The organism is Pseudomonas sp. N040 (assembly GCF_015637705.1).
In the GTDB taxonomy this organism is placed as follows: Bacteria; Pseudomonadota; Gammaproteobacteria; order Pseudomonadales; family Pseudomonadaceae; genus Aquipseudomonas.
In genome coordinates, this window is record NZ_JADOBE010000006.1 from 111,856 (window position 1) to 127,521 (window position 15,666).

Sequence of the window (15,666 nt, forward strand, 5' to 3'; positions counted from 1 at the left end):
TGTACAAGTCAAATACTTTGTACAGCTTATACCATCTTCGTCTCAACCCTCTGCCTCAACACAGGAATCTTCATGAAGCCTCGCATTGCCATTATCGGTACCGGCCTGTCGGGGCTGTCAGCGGCCAGCGCCCTGCATGCGGCAGGGCATGAAGTGCAGCTGTTCGACAAGAGCCGCGGCAGCGGTGGACGCATGTCCAGCAAGCGCAGCGACTTCGGCGATCTGGACCTGGGCGCGCAATACTTCACCGCGCGCGATCCAGGGTTTTGCCGGGCCGTTGCGCGCTGGCAGGAGCAGGGCTGGGTTGCGCCCTGGACACCACGGATTTACCAGTCGCGGCAGGGCCGCCTGAGCCCCTCGCCCGACGCCCAACCACGCTGGGTTGGCACACCGCGCATGAGTGCGCTGACCCGCGGACTGCTCGGCGAGTTGCCGGCGCGTTTCGCCTGTCGCATCTGCGAAATCTTCCGTGGCGCGCAGCACTGGCAATTGCTGGATGCCGACGGCAACCTGCACGGCCCGTTCAGCCATGTACTGGTGGCCGTTCCCGCCGCCCAGGCCAGCGCCCTGCTGAGCGCTGCGCCGGCGCTGGCAACCCGGGCGCTCAACACGCCGATGGAGCCGGTCTGGGCGGTAGCACTGGGCTTTTCCGACAAGCTGCCAACGCCGCTTGAAGCCTGCTTTGTGCAGGACAGTGCGCTGGCCTGGATTGCGCGCAATTCGAGCAAACCCGGGCGCACGGCAGCCCTCGACAGCTGGGTTCTGCATGCCTCCAGCGACTGGACCCGCGCCCATCTGGAGCTGCCGGCCGGCGACGTGCTCGAGCACCTTGCTGCCGCCTTCGCCGAGGTGCTCGGGCAACCCCTGCCGGCGCACGCAGAACACCTGGCGCAACGCTGGCTATACGCCCGCCCGGCGGCGGAACAGGCCTTCGCGGCGCTGGCCGACCCGCAACTGGGCCTGTTTGCCTGCGGCGACTGGTGCCTGGCCGGTCGCGTGGAAGGTGCCTGGCTGAGCGGCCAGCAGGCGGCCCGGGAGATCCTCGACAGCCTGCGCGATCCGGCCTGAAAACGGCCCGCCTGTGGCCTTCCGGCGCGTGTTGAGCCACTGCCGGAGCAGGCCGGCCGCAGACCCTGGCGGCAATATCCGGAAGCACACCGGCTGCGCCAGTGGTGGCGAACTGTCTTAATCTGGCGCCTGGATCAACCTCGTCAACCACTGCTTCGGAGTACCTGCAATGCTGACACGCGGCCTGCTTGATCAACTGCTCAAATCCGGGCAATCCCTGCTGCAGGACAACCACCAACCTCGTGGAAAATCTGCCACCGCGCCGGTCGCCGGCCTCACCGACATGCTCGGCGGAGCGGGCGGCAGTGCCCTCGCCGCCGGCGCGCTCGGCTTGCTGCTGGGCAGCAACAAGACCGTGCGCAAGGTCGGCGGCAATGCCTTGACCTACGGCGGCCTGGCGGCGCTCGGCGTAATGGCCTACAAGGCCTACGACAACTGGCAGGCACAGCAAGCCAGTCAAGCAGCCAGCGAACCACAAACCGTGGATCGGCTGCCCGCCGCGCAGGCTGAACTGCACAGCCAGGCGGTCCTGCGTGCGCTGGTCGCAGCCGCCAAAGCCGATGGTCATATCGATGCGCGTGAACGCCAACTGATCGAAGGTGAATTCACCAGGCTCACCCAGGACCAGGACCTGCAGCGCTGGCTGGCCGGCGAGCTCGACAAGCCCCTCGATCCCGGCGAGGTGGCCCAGGCCGCCAGCAGTCCGGAAATGGCCGCCGAGATGTACCTGGCCAGCCTGCTGATGGTTGACCAGGAGCATTTCATGGAGCGCGCCTATCTGGATGAACTGGCACGCCAACTGCAACTGGCACCCAGCCTCAAGCTGGAACTCGAGGCGCAGATCAAAGGCCAGGCATTCAGCGGGGCCCCTCGAGCGGCCCCCTGAATAGTCGTAGCCCCCACAGGAGCGCCCGGCGCCTGAACCGGGCATTGCTGTGCAGCCGCAAAGCCCGGGCGACCGTTCAAACCAGCATTCCCTGAACGCCTCTCGCCCATTCCTGCGCAGTGCGCTGCAGGGATGGGCGGCCAATTAGCTGTACAAGATGTTTGACATGTACAAGAAAACGCATAAGATGCACATTACTTGTACAAATAAACGAATGTGTACAGCTTTGAGGTACCCCCCCCATGACCCATGCGCACAGCCTCCGTCCGAAGATCGCCATCAGCGCCTGCCTGCTCGGCCATGAGGTGCGCTACAACGGCGGCCACAAGGCTTCCGCCCTGTGCCGCGATGCGCTGGCCCGGCATTTCGACTTCGTCCCGCTGTGCCCGGAGGTCGCCATCGGCCTCGGCACCCCGCGCGAGCCGATCCGCCTGGTCGGTGATGCGGCCGCACCGCGCGCGGTCGGCACGCTCAACCGTGAGCGTGACGTGACTGCGCAGCTGGCCGCCTACGGCCGCGAGATGGCCGCAGGCCACGCGGAGATCTGCGGCTACATCTTCATGCAGCAGTCGCCGTCCTGCGGCGTCGAGCGGGTCAAGGTCTACCAGGACAATGGCTCGCCCGCCGATAGAAGCGGGCGCGGCATCTATGCCAACGCGTTTTGCAGCGCGCGCCCGGACCTGCCGGTCGAAGAAGACGGCCGCCTCAACGACCCGGTGCTGCGCGAGAACTTCCTCACCCGCGTGTATGCCTATGCGCGCTGGCAGGAACTGCTCCGCAGCGGCCTGACCCGCCACGCGCTCATCACCTTTCACGCCAGCTACAAGTACCAGCTGATGGCCAATCACCCGCAGCAGTACCGCGAGCTCGGGCGCCTGCTGGGCAACCTCGGCCAGCAGGACCCGGGCGACATCGGCCCGCGCTATTTCAGCCTGCTGATGGCGGCGCTGAAGAAGAACGCCACCCGCCGCACCCACAGCAACGTGCTGCAGCACATTTCCGGTTACCTGCGACCGGCCCTGAGCGACGACGAACGTCAGGAAATTCATCAGTTGATCAAGCAGTACCGCACCGGCATCGTGCCGCTGGTGGTGCCGCTGACCCTGCTCAAGCACCACTTCCGGCGCAACCCGCAACCCTACATCGCGCTGCAGGCCTATATGCAGCCGCATCCCGAAGACCTCAGCCTGCGGAATGCACTCTGACCATGCCTGACACTCACACCGCCACCCGCACCACCGACTACCTGCAGGCCCTTGCCGACGGCTGGCTGCCGATCCGCGAAGTGGCCCGCCAGACCGGGGTGAACGCCGTTACCCTGCGCGCCTGGGAACGCCGCTATGGCCTGATCAAGCCGCAGCGCACGCCCAAGGGACACCGGCTGTACGACCAGCAGCAGGTAGCCAGGATCAACCACATCCTCACCTGGCTGAACCGCGGCGTGGCCGTCAGCCAGGTCGGCCCGTTGCTGGAAAGCCGCGAGGTGCCCGTCGCCAGCGAGGACAGCCTGTGGAGCGAGGAACGCCTGCACCTGCAACAGGCCAGCATGCAGCTCGACGAACCGCAACTGGACGCGGTGTTCAACCGCATGCTCGCCCTGTACCCGGTGCGCACCCTGCTCGAACGCCTGCTGCTGCCACTGCTGCAGACCCTCGACCAGCGCTGGCAGGGACAGTTCGGCAGTCACATCGAACAGGTTTTCTTCCACTCCTGGCTGCGCAGCAAGCTCGGCGCACGGATCTATCACAACAACCGCCAGCAGCCCGGCAGGCGCCTGCTGCTGGTGAACCTGTGCGAGCGGCCGATGCAGCCGGAACTGTGGCTGACCGCGTGGCTGGCATCGAGCAACGGCCTGCCGATCGATGTCCTCGACTGGCCGGTACCGCTGGACGAACTCGGCCTGGCACTCGACAGCCTGGCGCCGCCGGCGTTGCTCCTGTATGCCAGCCAGACCCTCGATACCCGGCGCCTGCAGCGGCATTTGTCACGCCTGGCCAGCAGCGGGGTAGCGGTGCTGCTGATCGGCTCGGCAGCCAGCATCCATGCCGACGAGCTGGGGGATATTCCCGGCCTGGACCTGGCCCCCTCGCCCCTGGCGGCGCTGCAGCACTTGCAGGCGCTGGCCGGCGACGGAGAGCAGGCATGACCCAGCTGCTCTGGCTGCGCAGCGACCTGCGCGTCACCGACAACACGGCGCTGTGCGCAGCCATGGCCAGCGGCCCGACCCTGGCCGTGTACATCATCACGCCCGGGCAATGGCTGGCGCATGACGATGCCGCCTGCAAGGTCGACTTCTGGCTGCGCAACCTGGCCAGCCTGCGCGACGCCCTGGCCCGGCTCAATGTGCCGCTGCTGCTGCGCCAGTGCGACCGCTGGGACGAGGTTCCGGCAGTGCTGCTGCACGTCTGCACGGAGCAGCAAGTGGCCGCGCTGCATTGCAATGCGGAATACGGCATTCATGAAGAGCGCCGCGACCAGGCCAGTGCCCGCCTGCTGGAACAGCACGGCATCGGCTTTGCGGCGCACCTTGACCAGCTGCTGTTGCAGCCCGGCAGCTTGCTGACCCAGGCCGGCAATTACTTCCAGGTGTTCAGCCAGTTCCGCAAGGTCTGCCAGCAACGCCTGCACCGCTCGCTGCCCGCCTGCCTGCCCGCCCCGCCAGCGCAGGCGCCGCTGCCGCTGGCCAGCGACACAGTGCCTGCCAGCGTCCCAGGTTTTGCCGTGCCGGCAGAGTCCCTGCGCCTGCTGTGGCCGGCCGGCGAAGCGCAAGCGCAACGGCGCCTGCAGCAGTTTGCCGATGAACAGATGGACGCCTATGACCGCCAGCGCGACCTGCCGGCCGTGCCCGGCACCAGCCAGCTGTCCGCCTATCTGGCCGCCGGGGTACTGTCGCCTCGGCAGTGCCTGCATGCCGCGCTGCGGGTCAATCGCGGCGAGTTCGACAGCGGCAATCCCGGCGTCGTCTGCTGGGTCAACGAGCTGCTCTGGCGCGAGTTCTACAAGCACGTACTGGTCGGTTATCCGCGGGTTTCGCGGCACCGCGCCTTCCGCGTGGAAACCGAATACCTCGGCTGGCGCCACGCGCCTGACGAACTGGCGGCCTGGCAGGACGGCCGCACCGGCATTCCGCTGGTCGATGCCGCGATGCGCCAGTTGCGCGCCACCGGCTGGATGCACAACCGCCTGCGCATGGTAGTGGCCATGTTCCTGACCAAGAACCTGCTGATCGACTGGCGCGAGGGCGAGCGTTTCTTCATGCGTCACTTGATCGATGGCGACCTGGCGGCCAACAACGGCGGCTGGCAATGGAGCGCCTCGACCGGCACCGATGCGGTGCCGTATTTCCGCCTCTTCAACCCGCTCAGCCAGGCGCAGCGCTTCGATGCCGAGGGCCGCTTCATCCGCCACTGGCTGCCGGAGCTGGCCGACCTCAGCGACCGTGACCTGCACAACCCGGCCGCACTCGGCGGGCTGTTCGGCGCGCTGGACTATCCACCCCCCATGGTTGATCTGTCTGCTAGCCGCGAGCGCGCGCTGCAGGCGTTCAAACACCTGCCCAAGTTTCCCCGGGAGAGCCTGCATGTCTGATTTCCTGCGCCAGTTCGCCAGCACCTTTGCCGAACTGGACCACAGCAACCTGCACCGCCTGGGCGAGCTCTACAGCGAAGACGCGCTGTTCCGCGACCCGCTGCACGAGGTGCGCGGCCTGAGCAACCTGCGCCGCTACTTTGCCGAGCTGTACGCCAACGTCAGCGAGTTGCGCTTCGACTTTTACGGCTTTGACCACGTACTAAAAGGAGAAGGCGAAGGCGAAGGCTATCTGCGCTGGACCATGAGCTATCGCCATCCGCGCCTGAAAAACGGCCAGCTGATCCGCGTCGAAGGCTGCTCGCACCTGTTGTGGAACGGCAAGGTGCATCAGCACCGTGATTACTTTGACGCCGGCGCCCTGCTCTACGAAAACCTGCCGGTCATGGGTGCTGCCATTCGCTGGCTGAAACGGAGGCTCGCATGAACCGCGCAACCCAACGCATCTGGCTGACCGGCGCCAGCAGCGGCATCGGCCAGGCCCTGGCGATCGAGCTGCTGCAGCAGGGGCACCAACTGGCCCTCAGCGCCCGTCGCACGGAGCCGTTGCAGGCACTCGCCGAACGCTTTCCGGGGCAGGTACTGATCGCCGCGGGTGATCTGACCAGCATCGAACAGGTACGCCGTATCGGCAGCCGCATCAGCCAGGCATGGGGGGCCCTGGACACGGTGATACTCAACGCCGGCAACTGTGAATATGTCGAAGCCCGCCACTTCGAAGCAGCCATGATTGAACGCGTGCTGCGCGCCAACCTGCTGTCGGCGGCCTACTGCATCGAAGCGGCTCTGCCGCTGCTGCGCCAGGGCACAAAACCCCACCTGGTGGCGGTCGGCAGCTCGGTCACCTATCTGCCCTTGCCGCGTTCGGCAGCCTATGGCGCATCCAAGGCCGGCCTGCGCTACCTGATGGAAAGCCTGCGGCTTGATCTGGCCAGCGAGGGGATTGCCGTGACCCTGGTCAGCCCCGGCTTTGTCGACACCCCGCTGACGCAAAAGAACGATTTTCCCATGCCGATGCGCTGGCCGGCCGCACGCGCCGCCCGATTGATCGCCCGGCGGCTGCCCCGGCAGCCGTATGAGATCGCCTTTCCGCTGCCGTTTATCTGCTCGTTGCGCCTGCTCGGCGCCATGCCGCTGTGCCTGCAGGTGGCCATCGGCAAACGCCTGGCGCGCTCGCCGGCCCCAGAGGAAGCAAACCCATGAAAATCGCCATCATCGGCAGCGGCATCGCCGGCCTGACCAGCGCCTACCTGCTCAACCGCAAGCACGCGATCACCCTGTTCGAGGCGGCTGACTGGATCGGTGGCCACACGCACACGGTGAATGTCAGCCTGCAGGGCCGCCCATACGCGGTGGACACCGGTTTCATCGTGTTCAACGACTGGACTTACCCGAATTTCATCCGCCTGCTCGAGCGCCTCGGCGTGGCGTCCAAACCCACCGAAATGAGCTTTTCGGTGAGCGATCCGCAGAGCGGCCTGGAATACAACGGCAACAACCTCAACAGCCTGTTCGCCCAGCGGCGCAACCTGCTGTCGCCGGGTTTCTGGGGCATGCTGCGCGACATCCTGCGCTTCAACCGGCAAGCCCAGCTGGACCTGCAGGAAGGCCGTATCGGCGCGGACATCACCCTCGGCGCCTACCTGCAGCGCAACGGCTACGGCGAGCGCTTCATGGCCCATTACATCGTGCCGATGGGCGCCGCCATCTGGTCGATGTCACTGGCCGACATGCTCGGTTTTCCCCTGCAGTTCTTCGTGCGCTTCTTCAAGAACCACGGGTTGCTGTCGGTCAGCCAGCGGCCGCAGTGGCGGGTCATCGAGGGTGGCTCGAGTGCCTATATCCAGCCGCTGACCGCCAGCTTTGCCGAGCACATCCGCCTGAACTGCCCGGTCGAGCGGGTCGAGCGCCACGCCGACGGGGTCACCGTGACCAGCGCCGCCGGCAGCGAACACTTCGACCAGGTGATCTTTGCCTGCCACAGCGACCAGGCCCTGCGCCTGCTTGCCGCACCGAGCAGCGCGGAGCGCGAGATCCTCGGCGCCATGCGCTATGCAGACAACGACGTGGTGCTGCACACCGACACGCGCCTGCTGCCGGCGCGCAAACTGGCCTGGGCCAGCTGGAACTACCGGCTCGGCGGCAGTACCCGGCAACCCGCCGCCGTCACCTACAACATGAACATCCTGCAGGGCCTGCGCGCGCCGCAAACCCTGTGCGTCAGCCTGAACCAGACGCCGGCGATCGACCCGGCACAGATCCTCGCACGCTTCAGCTACGCCCATCCGCAGTACAGCCTGGCCGCCAGCGCCGCACAGGCCCGCTGGAGCGAAATCAGCGGCCAGCAGCACACGCATTTCTGCGGCGCCTACTGGGCCAGCGGCTTCCATGAGGACGGAGTCGTCAGTGCCCTGCGCGTGGCCGAACAGTTCGGAGAGCACTTGTGAACCAGCCCCTGCACAGCGCGCTGTACCACGGCAGCATCGGCCACCGGCGCTTTGCCCCGCGGCTGCACGCCTTCACTTACCGCATCGGCATGCTCTACCTGGACCTGGATGAGCAGGAGGCATTGTTCGCCCTGTCGCCGCTGGCCGGACGCGGGCGCTTCGCCGCCTTCGGCTTTCGCGAAACCGACTACCTGCCGCAGTTCACCCGCGCCGGCATGCCGCTGCGCGAGGCGGTGCAGCGGCGCCTGGCCGAGGCGCTCGGACGCAACATCGACGGCCCGGTACGCCTGCTCACCCAGCCGCGCAGCTGGGGCCTGGCGTTCAATCCGGCGAGTTTCTTCTACTGTTTCGATCGCGAGGAACAGCTGCAGGCAATTCTCTGCGAAGTCAGCAACACGCCCTGGGGCGAACGCTACCACTACGTGATGCCGGTCAACGGCACGGCGCCCCGGCAGTTTGCCGTGGCCAAGGGCCTGCATGTGTCGCCGTTCCTGCCGCGTGACCTGGAACACCGCATGCGTTTCAGCCCGCCGCAGCAGCGCCTGGGCATCCATATCGAGGACTGGCAGGGCGAGCTGCGCCTGTTCGACGCCAGCCTCAGCCTGACCCGCCAGCCGCTGACGCGCAGCAACCTGCACCGGCATCTGCTGGCCTTCCCGTGGATGACCGCCAAGACCGGCCTGTCGATTTACTGGCAGGCCCTGCGCCTGCTGCTCAAACGCATCCCGTTGTTCAACCACCAGGCGGCCAGCGGCGAATACCGCGTCGCCGCCGTCAAACCCCAGGAGCCCGCCCATGAAAAGCGCTAGCCTCGTTGCCAAATATTCCCTGCTCAGCCAGAGCGGACTGGCTGCCGGCCTGTTGCGCCGCACGGTGTTGCGCCAGCTGGCACAGCTGCGTCACGGCCATCTGCGCATCCTGGAAAACGGCGAACTGCTGCAGTTCGGCGACCCGGCGAGTGACCTGCAGGGCGAGATCGAAGTGCTCGACCCGGCGCTGTGGAGCATGGTCGCCGGCAGCGGCTCGGTAGGCGCCGGCGAAGCCTATATCCACGGTTACTGGCGCAGCGCCGACCTGACTGCGGTGATCCGCGTGTTCGTCAGCAACCTCGACGTGCTGGACGGCATGGAAGGTGGCCTGGCGCTGCTCGGGCGGCCGCTGCTCAAGGCCTTGCACTGGCTCAACCGCAATACCCGCCAGGGCTCGCAAAAGAACATTGCCGCCCACTACGATCTGGGCAACGACCTGTTCGAACAGTTTCTCGACCCGACCATGATGTACTCGGCGGCGATGTTCCGCAGTGACGACGACACACTGGAACAGGCCCAACTGAACAAGCTTGAACGGATCTGCCAGAAACTCGACCTCAAGCCCGGCGACCACCTGCTGGAAATCGGTACCGGCTGGGGCAGCATGGCACTCTATGCGGCCTCCCATTACGGCTGCCGGGTGACCACCACCACCCTGTCCCAGGAGCAGTTTGCCTACACCCAGCAGCGCATCGAGGCACAGGGCCTGCAGGAGCGCGTCACCCTGCTGCTGCGCGACTACCGCGACCTCGACGGCCAGTACGACAAGCTGGTGTCGATCGAGATGATCGAGGCGGTCGGCCACCGGTTTCTGCCGACCTACTTCAAGCAGTGCGCACAGCTGCTCAAGCCCGACGGCCTGATGCTGCTGCAGGCCATCACCATCCGCGACCAGCGCTACGAGCAGGCCAAGCATTCGGTGGATTTCATCCAGCGCTATATCTTCCCCGGCGGCGCGCTGCCTTCGGTGAACGAGATGCTGGCGGTGATCAGCGCCGACACCGACATGAACCTGCACCACATGGAGGATTTCGGCCTGCACTACGCGCGCACGCTGAAACTCTGGCATGACAACTTCAAGCGGGCGCACAGCAACCTGCAGCAACTGGGCTATGACAACACCTTCATGCGCCTGTGGGAGTTCTACCTGTGCTACTGCGAGGGCGGCTTTCGCGAGCGCAGCATCGGTACGGCGCAACTGCTGCTGGCCAAACCCCAGGCACGGCCGGCACCCTTGCTCGGCCATTTCAAGGACTCAACCAGAGCATGAACAAACTGCTGGTTAACGCTGTACTGTTCCAGGCCGGCTGGTTCGCCTGCGTTTTTGCCGCAAGCCAGAGCTGGCTGCTGGCAGTGCCATTGCTGGTGCTGCTGGTGCATTTTCTCTGGACCTGCAGTTGGCGCGCCGAGGGCCGCCTGGTGGCCAGCGTGATGCTGTTCGGTTGTGTGCTCGACACCTTCCTGCTCAACCTGGGGGTGCTGGATTTCGGCAGCGACAGCCCCTTGCTGCCGGCCTGGATGGCGCTGCTCTGGGCACTACTCGGCACCACGCTGAATCACAGCCTGCGTTGGAGCGCCACGCCCTGGTGGCGCGCCAGCCTGCTCGGCGCCCTCGGCGGCAGCCTGTCCTACCTGGGGGGCGGCAAACTGGCGGGAGTCAGCTTCCCCCATGGCGAGACCGCCACGCTGATCCTGCTGGCACTGATCTGGGCCGGCGTGCTGCCGCTGCTGCATGGCTTTGCGCGGTTGTACCGGCAAGATCCGTCCCGGTAATAGTGTAGGAGCCAGCTTGCTGGCGATGCTTTTCACCCACCCAATCGCCAGCAAGCTGGCTCCTACGACAATCGCGGTGTTTAACCCGGGCGTCCCACTCAATTGGGGCGGAGCACTGGTCGCGGCGTGATTGCAACCAATCCATCTGCTCAATAGCGCTGGACGTTGATATGCGCTGGTGGCATAGAAGCCCATCGCCATTAAAGGACCGCGCCATGTCACTCCGCCCTTGCACTGTAGTGTCCCGTTTCGCCGCCCTGCTGCTGGGCGGCATCCTGCTGGCCGGCTGCAGCCCGCGCGATGACCTGCCCGGCCTGCTGGAAACCCGCGAGATTGCCGAGCAGGGCCTGATCTACGGCGTGCCGATCGTCACCAACTACGCCATCACCTACGGCGCCACCGATCCGCAGTCGGCCACCTTCCGCGCGCCTTACAACCAGCTGCTGAATACACGCCAGCTGCTGACCTGGGAAAGCCGCACCATCGTCACCCCCAACAGCGACACGCTCTACTCCACCGCCTGGCTGGACCTGCGCGCCGAGCCGATCGTGCTGACAGTGCCGCAGGTGCCCGACGGCCGCTACTACTCGGTCCAGCTGATCGACGCCAGCACCAACAACTACGGCATCTTCGGCAGCCGCGCCACCGGCAACGGGCCCGGCGACTTCCTGGTCGTCGGCCCCGACTGGCAGGGTGAAACACCCGCAGGCATCCGCGAGGTGTACCGCTGCGGCAGCCAGTTCTCTTTCGCCCTGTTCCGCACCCAGCTGTTCAACCCCGCCGACATCGACAACGTCATCCGGGTGCAGGACGGCTACCGGGTCAGGCCGCTGTCCGCCTACCTGCAGCAACCCGCAGCAGCCGCCGCGCCCAAGGTGGATTTCCCGGCCATCGACCGCGACCTGGCAAAGCAGAAATTCTTCGAGTACCTGGACTTCGCCCTGCAGTTCATCCCGCCCAGCCCCTGGGAAAAGGACATCCGCAGCCAGCTGGCGCGCATCGGGGTCGGCCCGGACAAACGCTTCGCCTTCACCGAGCTGCCCTGGCTGCACAGGCTGGCGGTGCTGTGGGGCATGAAGCGCGGCAGCGACCGCCTGGAAGCCTCGCTCAAGGCAACGGGCAACCAGGTCAATGGCTGGCATATCGGCCAACTGGCCGGCGGCTCGATTGCCGACTACCAGGACAACTGGCTGTTGCGCGCGCAGGTGACCAAGGCCGGGATCTACGCGCTGGATTCGCTCGAAGCCATGTATCCGCTGACCCGCAGCCTGGCCGATGGCACGCCGCTGGACACCGGCAAGCACCGCTACAGCCTGACCTTCAAGGTCGGCGAGTTGCCGCCGGTGAATGCCTTCTGGTCGGTCACCCTGTACGACAGCGAATCGCAGTACCTGGTGAAGAACCCGATCAACCGCTACCTGATCAACTCGCCGATGCTGCCGCAGCTGAAGAAGAATGCCGACGGCTCGATCACCCTGTACATCCAGCAGGACTCGCCCGGCCCCGCGCGCGAAAGCAACTGGCTGCCGGGACCGGACGGCCCGATCTACCTGGTGATGCGCCTGTACTGGCCGAAAACCACAGCGCCCTCGATTTTTCCCGCAGGCCACGGCAGCTGGCAGCCGCCGGCGCTGCAGCTCGAGCAGTAAGCCCGCCGCCCCGGGGCAAACCCGGGGCTGGCAATTGTGACCGGGGTCGCTGCACCGGCTTGCATTCGTAAAGTAATTGCAACAGTATCGAACGGCATTCCGAACGGACTAGCTAATCAGTTGCCTGACAATTACTAACCGGTAGAACAAGGAAAATCGCCATGCCCAGTTACTTCAGCAAGACCCTGCTCTGTCTGAGCCTCTCCGGCCTGTTCTGCGCCGCCAGTGCGCAAGCCGCCGAGACGGTGCGCATCTACAACTGGTCCGACTATATCGCCGAAGACACCGTACCCAACTTCCAGAAACAAACCGGAATCGAAGTGGTGTATGACGTCTTCGACAGCAACGAGACCCTTGAAGCCAAGCTGCTGTCCGGCAACTCCGGCTATGACATCGTGGTGCCGACCGCACACTTCCTGTCCAAGCAGATCAAGGCTGGCGCCTTCCAGAAGCTGGACAAATCCAAGCTGCCGAACCTGGCGCACCTCGACCCGACCCTGATGGCGCAACTGCAGAAGGCCGATCCGGGCAACGAGTACGCGGTTCCCTACCTGTGGGGCACCAACGGCATCGGCTACAACGAGAAGAAGGTCAAGGAAATCCTCGGCGAGGACGCCCCGGTCGACTCCATGGCGCTGATCCTCGATCCGAAATACGCCTCCAAGCTGGCCAAGTGCGGCATCGCCCTGCTCGACTCGGGTGACGAGATCTTCCCGATGGTGCTGAACTACATGGGCCTGCCGCCGGAGAGCACCAACCCGGATGACTACCAGAAGGCCGCCGCCAAGCTCAAGGAAGTGCGTCCGTACATCACCTACTTCCACTCCTCCAAGTACATCGGCGACCTGGCCAACGGCGACATCTGCGTCGCCATCGGTTATTCCGGCGACGTATTCCAGGCCGCGGCGCGCGCCGAGGAAGCCAAGAACGGCCAGGTCATCAAGTACAGCATTCCCAAGGAAGGCTCGGCACTCTGGTTCGACATGCTGGCGATCCCGGCCGATGCGAAAAACCCCGGCAACGCGCTGACCTTCATCAACTACATTCTCGACCCGAAAGTCGTCGCCCCGATCAGCGACTACGTGGCCTACGCCAACCCGAACAAGGACGCCACGCCACTGGTTGACCCGGAAATCACCGGCAACCCCGGCATCTACCCGGACGCCGAAACCATGAAGCGCCTGTGGGTGGCCGACGTGCTGCCACAGAAAGTCCTGCGCGCCATGACCCGCGCCTGGAGCCAGGTGAAGACCGGCAAGTAAGCCCCGCGCAACAACAAAAAGGCCAGCGCTCAGCGCTGGCCTTTTTGCTTGGGCCTCAATCAGTCAGGAACGGCAAAATGGCGTGGCTCGTGAATAACGAGATGCTTGAGGGCAGAAAACGACCCGAAGCAGTCGCTGGTGATAGCGTGCAATAAAGTCAGCCGCTCTGAAGCGGCTACGAAGTTAGTGGCGATTCACAGCCTCTATGCCACCGAAAGCAGCCACTCGCGAAACAGCTTCAACGGCTGAGTGTCCGCCTTCGCCGGATCACACAGGAGGTAGTAACCAAACTCCGTGCGCACCTCTTGCGGCAGCGGACGCACCAGGCGGCCGCTGGCCAGATCGTCGCGCACATAGGCCGTTTGGGTAATGGCCACGCCAAGGCCATCGGCCGCCGCCTGCAGGCACAGGGCCGCATTGGCCAGGGTGACATTGCGTGTCGACTGAGCCTCACCCAGCCCCACCCCGCCGAGCCAGGTGGGCCAGCCCTCCGGACGCATCATCGAATGCAGCAGCTGGGTCTTGAGCAGATCCTCCGGAGCATGGAGGGTCTGCGCCAAGGCAGGCGAGCAGACCGGCACGAAGACTTCGTCAAACAGGTGATCCACGTGCAGATCCTCCCACTGACCAATGCCGTGGCGCACGATGAAATCGGCATTGTCCAATTGCAGGTCCTGGACCCGGGAGACTGTGGCGATCTCGATATCGATATCGCTGTGCGTCGCATAGAAGCCGGTCAGGCGCGGCACCAGCCACTTGATGGCGAAGGTTGGCAGCACCTTCAGCCTCAGTCGGCGCGGATTAGCGACCTCGACCACCTCATCGAGCACCGCCTCGATGCGATCGAACAGATCGGACAGGCGCGTCGCCAGCAGCACACCGGCATCGGTCAGCTCGATTTCCCGCCCCGACTTGCGGATCAGCGCCACCCCCATCATTGATTCGAGCTGCTTGATCTGCTGGCTCACCGCCCCCGGCGTGACATACAGGACCTCCGCCGCGCGACTGACGCCGCCAGTACGGTAAACCGCATCGAACACCCGCAACGGGGCCAGGAGATTACGCAGTCTGTGCATGGGGCACTCTTTAGTTTAGGTGAATGGTCGCCAAACCATAACAAATCACACCAGTGAGTGAGTCTGTGGATAGTGGCACTCACGTTAATCCATGGAGCCCTCGGGGTGTACATGGAAATGGGCGGAGGACTGGACGTTTACGCACGCCTGAATACTTTAGCACTTCTAAAGAATTCGCAAAATCTATCGAATGACGCCCGGCGCGCTGCTCGCGATACTCCCTGCACCTGATAGCCAGTTACAGCGCATTGCAGAAATGATCGACGGCCCCGAACTGGCAACCCCGAACCGGGGTGCTCAGTGATAAGCACCTTGCCCGCCGAACATTCTGGCACATGCCGCACACCGTAAACGCCGGTGCAACCGCAGCGGCAATCTGATGCTTCAAGACAACAGCACAGGGGGTTGGCATGAAAAACCGTCTACCGGACACCGCGAGATTCTCCCATGCCGACAGCCAGCAGGGAGTCGGGGCCGTTTCGGACAGCGTCAGCTTTGTCGTCCGTCACCGCTTGCGCGCTGGCGCGCAAGCTGCGTACGAGGCCTGGCTTATGGAGAACATGCGGGTAGCGGCCGCCTTTCCCGGTTACCGGGGCATCAAGGTGGTGCGTCCAAGCGCAGACGGCATCGACTACACCATCGTCCTGGACTTCGCCACCCACGAGGATGCCACACGCTGGCACCAGTCCAGCGAACGCGCTCGCCTGATCGAGGACGTACAGCCGCACCTGGATGTTGCCCCACAGGTTAGCGTCGGTGCCGGCATCGACTACTGGTTTCCGCCTGAACCGCCTGCCGCAGGTTTGCCACCTGTAAAGCCACCCGTGTGGAAGCAGTGGTTGATCACCACCTCGGTGATCTGGCCGCTGACCATGGTCGTACCCTGGGCGTTCGAGCCGCTGTTCAAGGCCGTGCCGGCGCTGGGCGTCTATGGCGTCAAGCAGGGCATCCTCGCTGCTGTGCTTGTCGCCCTGGCCGCCTGGGTAATCATGCCGCCCTACACACGCTTGCTGCACGGCTGGCTATTTGCCGCCAGTGGTCACCGTGAGAGCGGCTCAAATAAAGGGGCAGATGTTTAGCTTACCTAAACAGTTCGCAATTTATATCG

15 protein-coding genes are annotated in these 15,666 nt (G+C 64.9%); 14 read left to right on the forward strand and 1 reads right to left on the reverse strand.

What is annotated here, in order from left to right; genetic code table 11:
* Positions 1-72 precede the first annotated feature (72 nt).
* The 13 genes from ISX93_RS10695 (at position 73) to ISX93_RS10755 (ending at position 13,482) form a co-directional block, all read left to right on the forward strand.
* Entirely contained in the window at positions 73-1,068 is a 996-nt protein-coding gene (locus tag ISX93_RS10695; protein ID WP_195778718.1) for an NAD(P)/FAD-dependent oxidoreductase, read from the forward strand.
* 169 nt (positions 1,069-1,237) lie between these two features.
* Positions 1,238-1,954, forward strand: a complete 717-nt coding sequence (locus ISX93_RS10700; protein WP_195778719.1) for a tellurite resistance TerB family protein — start codon at positions 1,238-1,240, stop codon at positions 1,952-1,954.
* Between the two features lie 242 nt (positions 1,955-2,196).
* A complete protein-coding gene (locus ISX93_RS10705) occupies positions 2,197-3,159 on the forward strand; it encodes a YbgA family protein (protein ID WP_195778720.1) in 963 nt (320 codons plus the stop codon).
* Between the two features lie 2 nt (positions 3,160-3,161).
* Positions 3,162-4,100 (forward strand): MerR family transcriptional regulator, encoded by a 939-nt coding sequence (locus ISX93_RS10710; protein ID WP_195778721.1) that lies wholly within the window; start codon positions 3,162-3,164, stop codon positions 4,098-4,100.
* Positions 4,097-5,542 (forward strand): deoxyribodipyrimidine photo-lyase, encoded by a 1,446-nt coding sequence (gene phrB, locus ISX93_RS10715; protein WP_195778722.1) that lies wholly within the window; start codon positions 4,097-4,099, stop codon positions 5,540-5,542. Before ISX93_RS10710 ends, phrB begins: the two co-directional genes overlap by 4 nt.
* A complete protein-coding gene (locus tag ISX93_RS10720; RefSeq protein WP_195778723.1) occupies positions 5,535-5,969 on the forward strand; it encodes a nuclear transport factor 2 family protein in 435 nt (144 codons plus the stop codon). Before phrB ends, ISX93_RS10720 begins: the two co-directional genes overlap by 8 nt.
* Positions 5,966-6,745 (forward strand): SDR family NAD(P)-dependent oxidoreductase, encoded by a 780-nt coding sequence (locus ISX93_RS10725; protein ID WP_195778724.1) that lies wholly within the window; start codon positions 5,966-5,968, stop codon positions 6,743-6,745. The genes ISX93_RS10720 and ISX93_RS10725 overlap by 4 nt, the downstream gene beginning before the upstream one ends.
* A complete protein-coding gene (locus tag ISX93_RS10730) occupies positions 6,742-7,989 on the forward strand; it encodes an NAD(P)/FAD-dependent oxidoreductase (protein WP_195778725.1) in 1,248 nt (415 codons plus the stop codon). Before ISX93_RS10725 ends, ISX93_RS10730 begins: the two co-directional genes overlap by 4 nt.
* A gap of 8 nt (positions 7,990-7,997) precedes the next feature.
* A complete protein-coding gene (locus ISX93_RS10735) occupies positions 7,998-8,798 on the forward strand; it encodes a DUF1365 domain-containing protein (protein WP_195778831.1) in 801 nt (266 codons plus the stop codon).
* On the forward strand, positions 8,785-10,068 hold the full coding sequence (locus tag ISX93_RS10740) for an SAM-dependent methyltransferase (RefSeq protein ID WP_195778726.1): 1,284 nt from the start codon (positions 8,785-8,787) through the stop codon (positions 10,066-10,068). The genes ISX93_RS10735 and ISX93_RS10740 overlap by 14 nt, the downstream gene beginning before the upstream one ends.
* Positions 10,065-10,571 carry a DUF2878 domain-containing protein gene (locus tag ISX93_RS10745; protein ID WP_195778727.1) on the forward strand — a complete coding sequence of 169 codons (507 nt, stop codon included), beginning with the start codon at positions 10,065-10,067 and terminating at the stop codon, positions 10,569-10,571. Before ISX93_RS10740 ends, ISX93_RS10745 begins: the two co-directional genes overlap by 4 nt.
* Before the next feature lie 215 nt (positions 10,572-10,786).
* On the forward strand, positions 10,787-12,220 hold the full coding sequence (locus ISX93_RS10750; protein ID WP_195778728.1) for a DUF1254 domain-containing protein: 1,434 nt from the start codon (positions 10,787-10,789) through the stop codon (positions 12,218-12,220).
* A gap of 161 nt (positions 12,221-12,381) precedes the next feature.
* The gene (locus ISX93_RS10755) at positions 12,382-13,482 is read left to right on the forward strand and encodes a polyamine ABC transporter substrate-binding protein (RefSeq protein ID WP_195778729.1); all 1,101 of its coding nucleotides are present in this window, start codon (positions 12,382-12,384) and stop codon (positions 13,480-13,482) included.
* 203 nt (positions 13,483-13,685) lie between these two features.
* On the opposite strand, the gene ISX93_RS10760 is transcribed toward ISX93_RS10755, so the two are convergent.
* Positions 13,686-14,558 (reverse strand): LysR substrate-binding domain-containing protein, encoded by an 873-nt coding sequence (locus ISX93_RS10760; protein ID WP_195778730.1) that lies wholly within the window; start codon positions 14,556-14,558, stop codon positions 13,686-13,688.
* Between the two features lie 410 nt (positions 14,559-14,968).
* Between ISX93_RS10760 and ISX93_RS10765 the strand changes: the two genes are divergently transcribed.
* Positions 14,969-15,637: an antibiotic biosynthesis monooxygenase gene (locus tag ISX93_RS10765; protein WP_195778731.1), complete on the forward strand. Its 669-nt coding sequence runs from the start codon at positions 14,969-14,971 to the stop codon at positions 15,635-15,637.
* Positions 15,638-15,666 lie beyond the last annotated feature (29 nt).

Coding starts and splice junctions, on each gene's coding strand:
- ISX93_RS10710 (WP_195778721.1), top strand. CDS start 3,162: ATGCCTGACACTCACACCGCCACCCGCACCACCGACTACCTGCAGGCC.
- ISX93_RS10730 (WP_195778725.1), top strand. CDS start 6,742: ATGAAAATCGCCATCATCGGCAGCGGCATCGCCGGCCTGACCAGCGCC.
- ISX93_RS10760 (WP_195778730.1), bottom strand. CDS start 14,558: ATGCACAGACTGCGTAATCTCCTGGCCCCGTTGCGGGTGTTCGATGCG.
- ISX93_RS10725 (WP_195778724.1), top strand. CDS start 5,966: ATGAACCGCGCAACCCAACGCATCTGGCTGACCGGCGCCAGCAGCGGC.
- ISX93_RS10765 (WP_195778731.1), top strand. CDS start 14,969: ATGAAAAACCGTCTACCGGACACCGCGAGATTCTCCCATGCCGACAGC.
- ISX93_RS10755 (WP_195778729.1), top strand. CDS start 12,382: ATGCCCAGTTACTTCAGCAAGACCCTGCTCTGTCTGAGCCTCTCCGGC.
- ISX93_RS10705 (WP_195778720.1), top strand. CDS start 2,197: ATGACCCATGCGCACAGCCTCCGTCCGAAGATCGCCATCAGCGCCTGC.
- ISX93_RS10700 (WP_195778719.1), top strand. CDS start 1,238: ATGCTGACACGCGGCCTGCTTGATCAACTGCTCAAATCCGGGCAATCC.
- phrB (WP_195778722.1), top strand. CDS start 4,097: ATGACCCAGCTGCTCTGGCTGCGCAGCGACCTGCGCGTCACCGACAAC.
- ISX93_RS10720 (WP_195778723.1), top strand. CDS start 5,535: ATGTCTGATTTCCTGCGCCAGTTCGCCAGCACCTTTGCCGAACTGGAC.
- ISX93_RS10750 (WP_195778728.1), top strand. CDS start 10,787: ATGTCACTCCGCCCTTGCACTGTAGTGTCCCGTTTCGCCGCCCTGCTG.
- ISX93_RS10695 (WP_195778718.1), top strand. CDS start 73: ATGAAGCCTCGCATTGCCATTATCGGTACCGGCCTGTCGGGGCTGTCA.
- ISX93_RS10740 (WP_195778726.1), top strand. CDS start 8,785: ATGAAAAGCGCTAGCCTCGTTGCCAAATATTCCCTGCTCAGCCAGAGC.
- ISX93_RS10745 (WP_195778727.1), top strand. CDS start 10,065: ATGAACAAACTGCTGGTTAACGCTGTACTGTTCCAGGCCGGCTGGTTC.